A 13,133-nucleotide genomic window follows, 5' to 3' on the forward strand; every position below is an offset into this window, starting at 1 on the left:
ACGTCGTGCTTTACCGGGCAGGTCCACAGTGCTCTGAAGCAACAGGCAGCAGGACTTCTAGCGAATCAAGAAGGCGTTCCGCGTAATTGGTAGCCGCGGACCTAACCCAGTCGGAATCGACGACTCTCCACCAGAAGACTCCAAGCAACAGGCTGACCACGGCAACGAGAGCAAAGCCTGCTCTCCAAACAACTAGACCGTGCAGAGATACAAACACGGCTCCAAGGGTCCCCAAGAGCACAGTCATTGACACACCAAGGCCAATATTTCGAATTCCAAGCATGTTTCGCCTGAACCCGTAGTGGCAGTTCTCAAGAAATATTAGTCGGAATGCGGTGGTGTCGCGCGTTCGCGATATCAGATACTTTACGGCTGTCTCGTATGCTTCATCCGCCTTCTGCGGATTCCGCAATTCTTGCCTCTTGCTTGGCATTGGCTCACCCAGCAGGAGCGAAAGCTTTTTGTGCTGCCGAGCGAGCAGGGCTGTATTTTGCGAACCTCTGTGTCGCAAACCCTGAGTCGTGGGTGGTCCGCCCCACTCTCGCCAAAGTGCCGGTTGTATGGCTCGGCCCTTGTCCCGCACTAGCTGATCAATAAGAATCATCATACCGCTTGCGGTTGCCAGGAGCCATAGCTTATTCCAACGCGCAAGCGACGGTATCAAGACCATGCACACCAGGGTGACCGGGAGAGTCGCTATGAATGCAGGAGCTATACGCGCGCGACGACTGTAACCATCGAACAGATTACCAAGACCGAGCCCCGATGCGGACAAGTTGAACCCTTAGCCTTCGATAGTCGCAATGCGACTTCCGGAGTGATCGTAGATCCAAATATCCCCATCATCCCAAATTTTAACCTTTATTGAGCCATTGTAGCGGGTCGACAACACTCGATTCGCCACGCGAGCATACTCGTCCGACGCGTCCGTCGATGGCTTTTTTCCTACAGAGCATATGACAGTGTCAGGCCGCATCGCACTGACGGCCTCCTCGTGATACCCGCTCATCCGGCCGTGATGGGAAGCCTTCAGAACATCACAGGACAGATATTCCTTGCCGTAATGAGCCAAAATCGAATTCCATGCTGCCCCCTCGGCGTCACCCGGAAGTATGACGCTTCTGCCAGCGTGGGTGAATTTCAAGACGTAGGAGCAGTCGTTATACTGCCCACACTCATTACATGCAGAGATCAATTCTGGAGTGGGAGAAAGGACTTCAATTCCATCTTGATTCCAATAAAGAGCGCTATGACCTCGCCCCGCCTTGATAACCTTATGTTTTCCATTTTCGCCGCTTGCCTTTTCCGGTCCAACGCCGAGTCGCAGACAGTTATAAACAGCCCAGTCTACGTAGGCATACTTTCCGTGATCGAAGCTTCCCTCGTCCAATTCCTTGGTGTGTGATGTATCCCAGAAATTAACGAGGTCCACACGCTCTTGCCAGAAGAACCGATGAAGACCACTCATGTGATCCATGTCCGGATGGGTTTGCACATAGCGAAAGATTGATTGGCCAGGAAAGTTAGCCTGATAGTAGTCGTATGGGTCAACCAAGAGTGACTGATAGTGCTGCTCCCACGAGCGGTACCCCACAGAAGAGGAATGCTTGAAAGCGTAGGTAGACAGCCCCTTGTTTTCAGCAAGCGCCTCAACATCGCTTTCTGGTAGCGACTTGCTGTTATTGATATCCACCATCATGAGGCGCCCGCTGGGGAACTCAATGAAGGTGCAGTCGCCGTGGCCTACGTTGAGGAAATGAAAAACCAGTGGCACGCAGCCCCCCGATTACTTGGTGCACATTAAGGTGCAGTTTGTTGCGTTCACCGCATACGAGCAGACCGCAGGTGGGGGAGCTGCGACCTTCGCCCTGTTCATACTGGACCACGGTTGCATCGATGGGTAGTTCCTTGCGCAACATTCCTACTCTCAGGCGCATCCGGATCGCAACGCTGCGAGGCCCAGGTCGTACGGGGAACCGCTAGGGACGTCGGGAACCGGTTCGACCAACGCCGATGGCCGACTGCTCGATCAGCGGCGCACAGAACCCGGCCGTGGCCCTATGACGCGCCGCGCGGTCGGCGTTCGCGCTCGGATCGAGTCTTGTGATGCCGCCGCGAGCGAGTGGAGCATCGCCAGCGAGGCGAAGCTCCACGCCCTTACAGCCGAGGTCGACTTACGGCGTCCACAGCGGAGAAACCCGGTGCGGCGTGAACGAGTCGGCCAGCAGCGATGTCACACCCCCGGGAACACCGAGCTTGCCCAGAGCCCAGTCGAGCGTAGTCGCTTCAACGTCGCACATTCTGGCTATCAGGCTGGTCTGTTCAGGCAGAAGGATTCGCCGGGGGATCACGATCGTCTCGCGGACCCGATCGAGGGGCAGTCCCCTTCGGAAGCCCTGCGCGGCGGGGCGCGGCGCGTCCTCGTTCGGCGGGAGAGGCAGGCGTCGGCGGGCCGCGTTCGAAACAATGATCCCGGCGACGTGGACGTATTCCCCTATGAGTGGCCCGAGTAGTTCTGCGAGCGCGTCGGTCTTGGCTGCGAGCGACATCTCGGCGAAGGGCGTTGGGAAGTGGAAGAGGCCGCTGTGGTCCTCCACCCAGATCCACGCGGTGCCCGCTCCCTGCGTCTTGGCGCACTTGCCGCGCACCTTGTCCATGAGCCGCCTGCCCTGGTCGCTCTCTATGGTGTCCCCGGCCAGTGTGGTGCCCTGGGGAGGCGTTCCGGGGTGGACGGTCAGCCGCCTCCCGGCGCTGCTGTAGACGCTGACTGCGGCTTCGGAGGCCGCGCACTGCTGGGCGGCTTCCTCGGTCCGCTTCTTCCAGGTCTCAAGTTCGTCGTGGTTGAGGAGTTCGGGGATGTCGCCTTCCCAGTAGATGTCGCGGTCCCTGTCTAGGGCGAGGAGGTGGACCCGGCAGTTCTGGCGAAACTTCTCGTAGTCCTGGAGCTTCTGGTCCTCGGCGAAGGTGACGACCTCGATAAAGACTGGACCGATACGGACATCGCCGGGGCCGCCGCTGGCTTTCGCTGGCTCCAGCTCGACCGGGAGTCCGCGGGCTGCCCCCATGAGTGCGAGCCGAGCCTGCGTCTGGGTGTGCAGGAACCGGGACAGGGTGACGTCGCGGCGGGCGTCTCGCTTGACCGAGGCAATGCCGGGCACCCCGGCTTCCTCCAGGTAGGCGTACGCGGCCCACCACCGAATCGCCTCCACCCATGCTCCCCGCTCGGCTCCGTTCATGATCTGGAGTACCGGGGCAGCCCGGCCAAGACCAACGAAGGTGTCGCTGGCGCGGCCCAAGGCCGGTGAGGGGGTCACAGCCTTGGGCAACCAGCGGCTGTCGAAGAACGCGGTGAGCCCAGCCACCGCGCGTGCGGTCACCTCGTGACCTGCAGGGGAGAGGTAGTCGGCGCCCTCCGGGCAACCGAACCACGCCTCCCAGTCAATCGCCCGGAGGCCGTGGTCGATCGCCTGCCATATCTCTGCGTCCCGAGGGTGCATGCCGGTCATCATGAAGGACTCCCAGACGAGACCGTGGGCATTTTTACCGAGAGCAGCACGGCCCCCGTCCCTAACCGCCGGACAGTCGCGGCAAGCGGTCGTGCCAAACCATCCCAAACCAGCGGGGAATCACGGGGACCAGCGGGGACTAACAACGGGTGCGGCCAGGCTCTGACGCCGGCCCACCGCGGGTCAGTCGATCAACTTTCGACAGAAGACGCGAGCCTCCCGTGAGGATGGCTCGCCGTTCGCCCCGTAACGATCAAGCATCATCGCGACAGCGGCCACGGCACCGCTGTGATGATCTCGACATGGCCAGCGAGGACACCTCAACTCACGACAGTGGCTCAGCCGTGGACTCCCCAAAGGAAGCTACGACAGCTCTCACGAAGCGCCGTCGTAACCCTGCAAAGAGCATGCTGATCCTCACCGCAGTGCTCTCTCTTGCTGTCGGCGCCGGCCTCGGCTACGCCATCGCGCACTCATCTGGGTCTACAAGCGCCTCGGCGCCTGGAGACGCTCCGATCATTGCCGGGGTCAGCAAGAAGACCGTCTGCAAGCTCGTGAACGATGCGATGCAACAGCAGTTCAGCATCAGAGAGGCATCTCCTATGGCTGAGGAGAAGGGTGGCGCCTCCTGCTATCTGCTGATGACACAGGACGACGCGGCTGAACCAGCCGGGTTCGTGGTCGCCTTCTACCCCACCACAGAGTCCTTGCAGCAGACGGTAGATGGTACAGACGTAATCCCAGAGAAGGCAGAGCCGTTGCTGATCGAAGGGCGTGCCGCTGCCCGTCAAGTCCTGTACGGCGACGCCTGGAAAGCTCAGCTCACCGTTGACGTAGGTGATGGAGGAACGCTCTACGTTGAGCGGTTCGGCCCCAAGGATTCACTGTCGGACCGAGAGCTCCGTCGGTCTGTCGACGACCTAGCCACAAGTGTTCTCAAGCGCCAGAAAGTGTGAGGTCAGCGAGCGGCCAACGTAGGCGCAACGCCCGCTAGCACCGGACTCGTCTGCGTGTCTAACTGCGTGACAACGCCGACGCACAGCGGCGGACAACCGCGGACGTCCGTGGACAGTCACGGCAGGTGAGAGGCACACCGACCCAAGGTCAACCGCTTACCCAAGTTGCTTCGGGACGAAGAGGTCATCACGCAAGGTGCCACGTATCCGCTTCCGTCGTAGCGGCTTGCGCTGGTCGACGGCCGACAGCGTGGCTCAGGCTGGCGGGGGCAGAGCGAGGCACACGCGTGCCTGCACGGGAGGCTGACCGGTCGTCGTGGCTGACTGTCGCCGGCTGAGGTTCAGCTAGGGCGCATCGAGGGTGCTGGCCGTCAGCCGAGCCCGCTGAAGCTGGGCCGTCTCTGGGCCGTCCGAGGGCGCTCAACAGCAGCCAATGACGACCAACGACGACCACCAGGCGCACGGACCCACCGCTCCTGAGCAGCGAAAACGCAGGTCACCAAGATCCCCGGCAAGACCCAGGGCAAGAAGAAGTAAGCCCGTGGCTGTAAGCCCCCTACCTGCGGTTTCTCGCGGGTAGGGGGCTTGTTGCTGTGCCGGGGCCGTCTACCCTCCGGGTCCGCTCCCGGCTCGACGGCGTGAAGCTTCGGCGAAGGCCCCGCGAATGTCCTCCGCACCGATCAGTGCTGCAGGAAGGCTCAACAGGTCGGCGGCACGGGGCACTTGATACGGCGGTCCTACATCGCGCGCCCGATTCCCCGTCCATAATCGCAACAGGCTCTGGTGCCTCACAAAGGGTCGGGGAATGAGGCTGACGATTGATGTGTACGAGGCGGACGGGGTGATCATCTCGCACGGCGACTACGGAGCCTACTTCTCCTGGAAGCTGGACAACATGCTGGATGAGGGCACGTTCGGCCCCTCAGATGGCATCCAGCGCTGGAGCGAACTCGGTCGTCGGGTGAGCAAGAAGTTCTTCGAGGTCGACGTCCCTGATGCCGACCTGCGCAGCATGACCGTCGGCGAATTGAAGAAGCTGTGCCTGGCCGAGGCCCGCCGGGTCGGAGCGGCCAACCCCGAGCCCTCGGAGAACGACGACCCCGTCATCGACTACTGGCTCTCCGACCCAGTGCTGGACAAGCGCCTGAATGATCACCGCCGGCTGTCCGACCTGGAACTGACCGATGGCGACCTGCTGGTCCTGTACATCGAGCTCCCGCTCCAGGCCCTTTACTCGTTGGCGCCGCCAAGAAACCCGGCGGAGCTGTTGCACTGGCTTCAGTTAGCGGAGAACACCACCGCCCCGGCGGCGGGCCCCCGGTTGTGGGGTGTGCTGCTCTACACCCAAGCCGACGTCGAACTCGCGACATACGTCCGCACCCACTTCGACGACCTCAACGTCCTGACCGGCCCAGCCACCCGCGTCTTCGTCATGGAGCGGCGCCAGGACTGGTCGACCGCCAGAAAGTATTGGCGCCGCCACATGGAACCCGAGCTGTACCGGGTGATGTCGGTGATGCACTGGCTATGGTGGACGCCATACGACCCGCAGGGCGCCTACGAGATTGCCTCCATGCTCGGTCTCGGCCCTGAGGAGCTGCCCTGCCTGGTCTTCTTTCACTCCAGGCAGGGCCCACTGCACGAGGGCGACAAGCTTGTCTTCCGGATCGAGTACACCTCGACGGCGTACTTCCGTGCCCTTTTCGGGGGGATTGCGGCAGCCTTGCGCACGCTGCCCGCCCACGCACAAGCGCTGGATGGCGGTGACGGCAGCCGCGCACGCCGGCGACGAGGCCGTACTTTCGGGGACGTCGGGTTTCCACCGGAGAGCGGGAAGATCAGGAGGGGCCAGGGTGCTGATAAGGCTCTGCGCGCCCTGCTGTCCTCCGCCCGTACCACCGACGCGACCGCATTCGAAGCCCTCCGTGAGGCCCAGCCCACTATCAGATCGGCCATGCGGGCGGCCGCCCCTCCGCCGACAGGAATCGCCATCAGCAATAGTCAGGTCGTCCTCGAAACCGCGGGAGCCGTGATGTCGGAGAACTTCTATTTCCAGGGTGAGAACACCACGTTCATCAACCGGCCGCAGGACACCGTGATCCAGGACTTTCAGAACGCACACGGCACGGCCGTCGGAGCCAACGATCTGACGCGGCTGCTGCGCCTGGTCCTGTCGAGCGGCGACATGACCGCTGCCGACCGGGAGGAGGCCGCCGTCACGATCCACGACCTCGCCCGGATCGGCGCCGGTCCGGAACCGGATACGGCGGCCGCCGGCACCCGGCTGGAACGGCTCCGGGCGCTGTTGAGCTCCAGCGCCGACATCGCGCAGCCCGCGCTCGCCCTCCTCGCCTCTCTGACCGCGTTCTTCTCCAGTTAGCCGTGCCTTTCTGGGCGTGTCCAGCAACCACCGTGTCATGGAAATCGAGCACGCTGAGGGTGGCGCGGCCCGCCTTGTCGACGAGCGTCCGTTGGGCCACCGGTTCCAGTTGTTGCTGTCCGGGCGAATGCATCCCTGGCGGTGGAAAGGGCTGCGAGGTACTCCGTGAAGGCGGTGCGCATCGTGTCGCGATCCCGCTCCGTCCGGTCGCGCCACCACCGGACGTGATCAGCAACCAGCTGTCACCACAAGCGTCGACCATTGCATGCGCCCCCTGAGGTTCTTGCGGGATTGGTTCTTCCTCCCCGCCGGCAGTGCACCAGCGAAGTACCGCAACCACAGTGACCATCGATGAACGGTTCGGTCCGTCCGTGACCTTGATGCCGCCGCCATGTCCGCCGGTGCACCTCTGGAAGTCGAGCATGTAACGGCACGGCGGGTTCGGTCCTCGGCCTCTACGGTGTCGGGCTTGGGCTGGGCGGTGCGCTGGTAGCGGCGCCGCTCTTCGAGGGCCTTGGTGGTGGGGACGCCGTGCCATCGGTTGGCGGCGCCGCAGGTGTCGTCCGGCTCTGGCCGGCGGTCCGGGCTGTGGTCGGCACGGATCGTGGCGGCGGTGACGCCGATCCGGGCTGCCTGGAGTTCACGGGCGGTACAGAGGTGCTGCGGCTCGAGCTCGGGGCAGCCGCCGGATAAGAAGTGCCGAGTGTCCTGGAGACGGGCTGGGCATGAGAGCCGGTTGCCGCAGCCGCAGGGTGGGACGCACCGAATGCCCTGGAGGAGGGCTGAGCGCCGTGAGATCGGGTGGGTGGGAGGGCACCGGGCCCGCTCTTGGCAGTCGCCGTACCGTCGGACGGGTGCGCGGGCGTTTCGGCGGGCGTCGCTGCTTCCCGGTCGTCGCTTCCGCTGGTGCTCGATGTGACGGCAAGAGTCGCACCCAAGGCCAAGGAGAGGGCCAGGGCCGTACCCGCTGCCAGGCGACGGCTGTGGCGAATGCCGCCGGGGAATTTGCGCCGGGTGACTGCCGCCTCCTGAGGGCGCATGTGCTCCTTCGCTCCGGGGTGAGTGGCCGGCGGCGTCGGAAGGCACGCCTCGGAGGGCGCCGAGAGCGGCAGGGGGTATGGATCAGACCCGGCGTGCCGGGAGGCGAGGGCTTGCGCGCACTGCTCGGCGTCCGGGCGGGCCTCGGGGTCCTGGGCGGTCATGGCCCGCAGCAGGGCCGCGAGTTCCGAGGCGAGCCAGGTGGGGACTTCGGGTGGGCGGTGCAGGCGGGCGACTGTCGCTTCCAACGGGGTGCCCTGGTACTCCAGTTCGCCTTTCAAGCACTCCAGCAGGACCAGGCCGAGCGCGTAGACGTCGGCGGCCGGCCCGATCCGCCTGCCCTCAACCTGCTCCGGTGCCAGATAGGCGGCGGTGCCTATCAGTACGTCCGGTGCCGTATGGCGGGTGGCATTGGCCAGGCGCGCGATTCCGAAATCAGCCAGGTGAGGAGCACCGGCCGCGTCGAGGAGGATGTTCGACGGTTTGATGTCCCGGTGCACGACGCCGGCCCTGTGGACATAGGCCAGCACCCGCGCGAGGGCGGCGCCCACCTCCACCACACGCCGTTCAGGCAGCGCTCCACCCGTCAGAAGGCTGCGCAGCGTGGGACCTTTGATCAGTTGCATGACGAGGTAGGCGCGGTCGTCGTGGCGGCCGGCGTCGTAGACAGTGACCAGTCCCTGGTGCTGCAGGCGGGCCAGAAGGACGGCCTCCGCGGTGAGACGGTCCTCCGTCTGCGGGTCCGGGCCGGGCCGGAACACCTTGACGGCCACGGACCGCCGAAGGCGCGTGTCAACGCCCTCGTACACGTCGGCCATGCCTCCCGATCCTATTTTCGCGCCCAACCGGTAGCGACCGGAGAGGACGTCGGCGGGCTGCTCATCCGCTGGAACCGGCGCTGGCGTCGGCGGGGCTGCTGATCGGCGGGCCTGCATCTGGTTCTCCGTTGCTGTCACCGCGTACCGGAATCGGCCATGGGCCATGCTGCGAGGCGGGTACCCTCAGCCTGTGTCAGATATCCGGACCAAGTCGGCGCAGCGACGAAAACTTGCCCCACTTTCCCCGTAGCTGGCGCGTTGCAGCAGGTCAGGCAAGCTGCCAGCCGGACAACTGCCGTCGTCGCCGACCTCGGCCATTTCCCCGGCAGGTCACTGACCAGTAGCCGACAGCCGTGACATTTCGGCCAGATCAGCGTCGCGTCCTGGAACTGCTCATCGCTGATCTGACGCTGCACGTGCTCCGGCATGGCCTGGGCGGCGTAAGTGTTGGCCGGGTGGTGAGGGGGGTGGGTTCTGGGGCCTGCAACATAGTCCCGAGGTGGCTCCCGGGGACCTTTATGCCCACCCCCCTTGACCGCGGACCTCGAAGGTTCTCTGACCGGTCTCTCTCCACCAGGCAAGCTAACAAGGCGCACTGACAATCGCCTGGCGGGTGGCCTGCGGTACAGCAGCGAAGGACAGCGACACCGACGACCGCAGCGGAAGCTCCGCAGCCGTCTACGGCCGATTGACCAGACCAGCAAGCGTCTATGGCCCTCCAGCCGGCAGTTCGGCGTGAGTGAAGTCCCGAGTCAGAGGCGGTCGCGCTCGATGAGACGACGCGATGGGAGCGCCCCGCGGCGCTTGGCTGCGGGGCGCGGCCTGGTGGGGTCAGTCGACCATTTCGCCGTCGTGCGTGCCGCCCTTGCAGTAGTTGCCTGCCTCGTTGATCGCGGGGGTTCCGCCGCCCTGCCGGCACTCGGAGGGGGTGACGTAGGACTTGGCGCCGTGTGTGGCGGCAGTGGCGGTCGCGGCGCCTGTGAGGCCAAGGCCGGCCAGGGCTGCCGTGGCGATGACGGCGGCGAGGGTTCGTCGGATGCGCATGTGGTTTCCCCTTTCACGGATTGCCTCGATTGGGGCACCTTGTCAGCTTGATCTTCACCCATGTGGGTGGCACGTCATGTTGCGCCATTCGGGTGACAGCGCTGTGCGGCGAGCGGCGACCGGCGTGGCAGCGGGTAGGCCATGGTGCTGTCGGGCAAGCAGCGGACAGGGAGCAGCCCCATGCCGAAGTTCCTCATCCAGGCCACCTACACGCCGGAGGGCACGAAAGGGCTGCTCAAGGAGGGTGCCAGCGGTCGCCGGGAGGCCGTCGACCGGGTCATCGGCGACCTCGGCGGGACGGTCGAGGCCATGTACTTCGCGTTCGGTGAGGACGACCTCGTGTGCATCGTCGACCTCCCCGACCCGGTGTCGATGGCCGCCGTCGCCCTCACCGTGAAGGCCAGCGGTGCCCTGTCCACCCGGGCCACTCCCCTTCTCACGCCGGAGGAGATCGACGAGGCCACCCGTCGGCAGGTGGCCTTCCGCGCTCCCGGTGCGTGACATGCCTCTCCTCTTTCAGGGGCACTCGGCCGGTGAGTGTGGGGAGGTACCGAGATGAGTGCCGGAGAAAAGGCCAAGGCGAAGGCCGAGCAGGTTGTCGGACGGGCCGTGCGGACGCTGGCTCACGCAGTGCACAAAAACGATCTCGCGGTGAAGGGTGCCGCCCTCGAAGCGCGGGGCAAACTGCGGGGTGCGAAAGAGGGGGCCAAGGGCCACTTCAAGCACTCGTGAACGGGGTGAAGGCGGTCAGGACAGGTCCGGGACGCAGCCGAACCAGTTCACCACGCGGCCGTCCTTCGTGTAGCCCAGGCATCGCATGGTCTTGTCGTGCAGGGTGCTGGTGCCGTCGATGGATTCGTCCAGGTAGTCGTTCCTGTGGCGCGGCTGGATCAGGGTGTCGACGTCGATGACGTACCAGCGGTGCCGCTGGTCCGGGATGTCGCAGCCGCGGGCGGTGACGTTGCGGCTGGGGCCCTCGCTCCATATCGGGCGTTCGGCGCGGTCGCAGTGGGCCTTCCCGGACGCGGCGGCGGTGCCGGCGCCGGTACCGAGCAGTGCGGTGACGCCTGCGGCCAGCGCTGCGGCAGCGCCGAGCAGGCGGTGTGCGGTGCGGTTCGTCAAGGGGTCCTCCTGGCAGGTGGGGCCTGACGTGAGCCTCACACGCCTCCCGGCGTCCGTCCTGGCGGGCGGGGGGCCGGTCCCACGTCCCGGTGACGGGCGTGGTGCCAATGCAGCAGCAGCGGCGGTGACGCGGGTCACACGCGGCGGTGTCACATCCTCGGCGCGCCCGCCGTCAATGAGGTGCAAGCAGCCGCAACCACCGAGGAGCACACCATGGACGCTCGGCTCGACCTCCACGCCAACCCCGTCGCCGGCAAGCTGTTCAAGCACTTCAACGCCGCCGGCAAGGTGATCGCGGAGTCCACGCTGCCCGCTGCCACGCAGGAGCTGGTGAAGCTCCGGGCCAGTCAGATCAACGGGTGCGGGTTCTGCACCGACATGCACACCAAGGACGCCCTGCACCACGGGGAGACGCAGACCCGGCTGAACCTGGTCGCGGCCTGGCGCGAGGCCACCGTGTTCAGCGACGCCGAGCGGGCCGCGCTGGAGCTGGCGGAGCAGGGGACCCGGATCGCCGACGCGGCCGGCGGGGTCCCGGACGAGGTCTGGGCGAACGCCGCCAAGCACTACGACGAGGACCAGCTCGCCGCGCTGATCGCCCTCATCGCGCTGATCAACGCCTACAACCGGGCGAACGTCATCGTCCAGCAGCCCGCCGGCGACTACGTGCCCGGCATGTTCGGCTGAGACCGGCCCGCACGCCGGCCCCCGGCCACGCCGGCCACCGGCACACCGGCACACCGTCACGCCGGTACGCCGTCACGGGTGCATCCTCGCGCCCTTCAGGACCTTGTCCACGCCGTTCCGGGGGCCGTACACCGCCAGCCCCACCAGGTCCAGGCCGGCCGTCGGGACGGCGCGGACCGCCGCGCGGTTGGCGCCGTCGTGACCCGTGGCGAACAGGTCCGCCGTGAACACCGCACAGGGCAGGGCGCGGGCCAGTGCCCTGCCGTGGGCCGCCGTCAGGGTCTCCTTCGCGCCCTCGAAGACCAGCACCGGCTGGCGGAACATGGGCAGGTACGGCACTCCGTCCGCGTCCTCGTACGGGGCGCCGATCACCTCGGGGACCGTGGCGCCCAGGCCGCTGACCAGGAACGCGGTGACGTTCAGCCGCCGCCAGGTCTCCAGGTCGTCGCGCAGCAGAACGGCGATCTTCGTGTCGAAGCGAACGGGCGCGGCGCCGGGGCCGGCGTCCGGACCGGTGCCCGGTGCGGCGATCGGCTTGGTGTCGGGCGCGGCGATCGGCTTGGTGCCGGGCGCGGCGATCGGCGTGGTGGCCTGTGTGGTGTTCGGCGCGGTGGCCTGTGTGGTGTTCGGCGCGGTGTTCATGGAGTGAGACTCGCCGCTGGAGCGCGCCCGCGTCTTGTACGTTCCTTGCATGGCCGCCGGGCAGGAAGTCACCGCGTGGCGCCCCCGGGTCCCGGGCGTCACCGAGGTCTTCCACGCCCGCTTCACCGAGTACGCCTATCCGATGCACGTCCACGACGCCTGGACGCTGCTGATCGTGGACGACGGGGCCGTACGGTACGACCTGGACCGGCACGAGCACGGCACCCCGCACGACACCGTGTCGCTGCTGCCGCCGCACGTGCCGCACAACGGGTCGCCGGCCACGCCGGGGGGCTTCCGCAAGCGGGTGGTCTACCTGGACGGCAGCCGGCTCGGGGAGGAGTTCATCGGGCCGGCGGTGGACTCCCCCGATCTGCGGGACCCCGTACTCCGGCGGCGGGTCGGGCAGTTGCACTCCGCCCTCGCCCGGCCCGGCGACGAGCTGGAGGCGGAGAGCCGGCTGGCCCTCGTCGCAGAGCGGCTGCGGGACCATCTGCGCCGGCGGCCCCGGCAGGGACGGCTCGCGGACCCCGTACTCGCCCGTGAGCTAAGGGAGTTGCTGGACGCCCGGGTCGTCGAGGGGATCTCGCTGGAGGACGCCGGCCGGCTGCTGCACGCCCATCCGGCGCATCTGGTACGGGCGTTCAGCGGTGCGTACGGCATCGCCCCGCACCAGTACCTGATGTCCCGGCGGGTCGGACGGGCCCGGCGGCTGCTGCTCGACGGGCTGCCGCCGGGCGCGGTGGCCCCGGTGGCCGGGTTCTACGACCAGGCCCATCTCACCCGGCACTTCAAGAAGCTGGTCGGGGTGACGCCAGGGCTCTACCGGAGCGGCGGACGCTGAACCTCGTACGGGAGGCTCCTGTGCGGAAGGCCCTCACCCGGTGATCGGCTCCCGCCCGGTGACCACGTTCGGCCGGCTGCCGGCCGAGCGGGAACT

Annotated in this window: 12 protein-coding genes; 6 read left to right on the plus strand and 6 right to left on the minus strand. The window is 66.2% G+C overall.

Translation table 11 applies throughout. The annotated features are described in order from the left end of the window. Positions 1–784: 784 nt before the first annotated feature. Together IG05_RS47765 and IG05_RS48320 are read right to left on the minus strand one after the other, a co-directional pair. Positions 785–1,774 carry a ComEC/Rec2 family competence protein gene (locus IG05_RS47765; protein WP_158838851.1) on the minus strand — a complete coding sequence of 330 codons (990 nt, stop codon included), beginning with the start codon at positions 1,772–1,774 and terminating at the stop codon, positions 785–787. A gap of 400 nt (positions 1,775–2,174) precedes the next feature. Beyond that, positions 2,175–3,509 (minus strand): hypothetical protein, encoded by a 1,335-nt coding sequence (locus tag IG05_RS48320; protein ID WP_030342060.1) that lies wholly within the window; start codon positions 3,507–3,509, stop codon positions 2,175–2,177. A 299-nt stretch (positions 3,510–3,808) separates the two neighbouring features. On the opposite strand from IG05_RS48320, the gene IG05_RS0112755 reads away from it, so the two are divergent. Continuing rightward, positions 3,809–4,462: a hypothetical protein gene (locus IG05_RS0112755; protein ID WP_158838853.1), complete on the plus strand. Its 654-nt coding sequence runs from the start codon at positions 3,809–3,811 to the stop codon at positions 4,460–4,462. An 805-nt stretch (positions 4,463–5,267) separates the two neighbouring features. Next, complete coding sequence (locus IG05_RS49180) at positions 5,268–6,842, plus strand: hypothetical protein (RefSeq protein WP_030342063.1); 1,575 nt, start codon at positions 5,268–5,270, stop codon at positions 6,840–6,842. Between the two features lie 455 nt (positions 6,843–7,297). Here the strand turns inward: IG05_RS49180 and IG05_RS49185 are convergent, their stop codons facing one another. Both IG05_RS49185 and IG05_RS0112775 read right to left on the minus strand, forming a co-directional pair. Beyond that, entirely contained in the window at positions 7,298–8,725 is a 1,428-nt protein-coding gene (locus IG05_RS49185; RefSeq protein WP_420707592.1) for a protein kinase domain-containing protein, read from the minus strand. Positions 8,726–9,529: 804 nt separating this feature from the next. Next, positions 9,530–9,742 carry a hypothetical protein gene (locus IG05_RS0112775; protein ID WP_030342067.1) on the minus strand — a complete coding sequence of 71 codons (213 nt, stop codon included), beginning with the start codon at positions 9,740–9,742 and terminating at the stop codon, positions 9,530–9,532. Positions 9,743–9,922: 180 nt separating this feature from the next. Between IG05_RS0112775 and IG05_RS0112780 the strand changes: the two genes are divergently transcribed. Together IG05_RS0112780 and IG05_RS48325 are read left to right on the plus strand one after the other, a co-directional pair. Further along, entirely contained in the window at positions 9,923–10,243 is a 321-nt protein-coding gene (locus IG05_RS0112780) for a GYD domain-containing protein (RefSeq protein WP_030342068.1), read from the plus strand. 54 nt (positions 10,244–10,297) lie between these two features. Continuing rightward, entirely contained in the window at positions 10,298–10,474 is a 177-nt protein-coding gene (locus IG05_RS48325) for a hypothetical protein (protein ID WP_199808298.1), read from the plus strand. Between the two features lie 15 nt (positions 10,475–10,489). Here the strand turns inward: IG05_RS48325 and IG05_RS0112785 are convergent, their stop codons facing one another. Then, a complete protein-coding gene (locus tag IG05_RS0112785) occupies positions 10,490–10,864 on the minus strand; it encodes a hypothetical protein (RefSeq protein ID WP_030342070.1) in 375 nt (124 codons plus the stop codon). Positions 10,865–11,077: 213 nt separating this feature from the next. On the opposite strand from IG05_RS0112785, the gene IG05_RS0112790 reads away from it, so the two are divergent. Continuing rightward, positions 11,078–11,551 carry a carboxymuconolactone decarboxylase family protein gene (locus tag IG05_RS0112790; protein ID WP_030342071.1) on the plus strand — a complete coding sequence of 158 codons (474 nt, stop codon included), beginning with the start codon at positions 11,078–11,080 and terminating at the stop codon, positions 11,549–11,551. Positions 11,552–11,623: 72 nt separating this feature from the next. Here the strand turns inward: IG05_RS0112790 and IG05_RS0112795 are convergent, their stop codons facing one another. Continuing rightward, complete coding sequence (locus IG05_RS0112795) at positions 11,624–12,193, minus strand: DUF2000 domain-containing protein (RefSeq protein WP_078894082.1); 570 nt, start codon at positions 12,191–12,193, stop codon at positions 11,624–11,626. Between the two features lie 49 nt (positions 12,194–12,242). Here IG05_RS0112795 and IG05_RS0112800 point away from each other — a divergent pair, with 49 nt between their 5' ends. After that, the gene (locus IG05_RS0112800) at positions 12,243–13,037 is read left to right on the plus strand and encodes a helix-turn-helix transcriptional regulator (protein ID WP_030342074.1); all 795 of its coding nucleotides are present in this window, start codon (positions 12,243–12,245) and stop codon (positions 13,035–13,037) included. The last annotated feature ends 96 nt before the right edge of the window (positions 13,038–13,133 follow it).

The organism is Streptomyces sp. NRRL S-1022 (genome assembly GCF_000720135.1).
In the GTDB taxonomy this organism is placed as follows: Bacteria; Actinomycetota; Actinomycetes; order Streptomycetales; family Streptomycetaceae; genus Streptomyces.

Coding starts and splice junctions, on each gene's coding strand:
- IG05_RS48320 (WP_030342060.1), bottom strand. CDS start 3,509: ATGATGACCGGCATGCACCCTCGGGACGCAGAGATATGGCAGGCGATC.
- IG05_RS0112755 (WP_158838853.1), top strand. CDS start 3,809: ATGGCCAGCGAGGACACCTCAACTCACGACAGTGGCTCAGCCGTGGAC.
- IG05_RS49180 (WP_030342063.1), top strand. CDS start 5,268: ATGAGGCTGACGATTGATGTGTACGAGGCGGACGGGGTGATCATCTCG.
- IG05_RS0112775 (WP_030342067.1), bottom strand. CDS start 9,742: ATGCGCATCCGACGAACCCTCGCCGCCGTCATCGCCACGGCAGCCCTG.
- IG05_RS0112780 (WP_030342068.1), top strand. CDS start 9,923: ATGCCGAAGTTCCTCATCCAGGCCACCTACACGCCGGAGGGCACGAAA.
- IG05_RS48325 (WP_199808298.1), top strand. CDS start 10,298: ATGAGTGCCGGAGAAAAGGCCAAGGCGAAGGCCGAGCAGGTTGTCGGA.
- IG05_RS0112790 (WP_030342071.1), top strand. CDS start 11,078: ATGGACGCTCGGCTCGACCTCCACGCCAACCCCGTCGCCGGCAAGCTG.
- IG05_RS0112795 (WP_078894082.1), bottom strand. CDS start 12,193: ATGAACACCGCGCCGAACACCACACAGGCCACCGCGCCGAACACCACA.
- IG05_RS0112800 (WP_030342074.1), top strand. CDS start 12,243: ATGGCCGCCGGGCAGGAAGTCACCGCGTGGCGCCCCCGGGTCCCGGGC.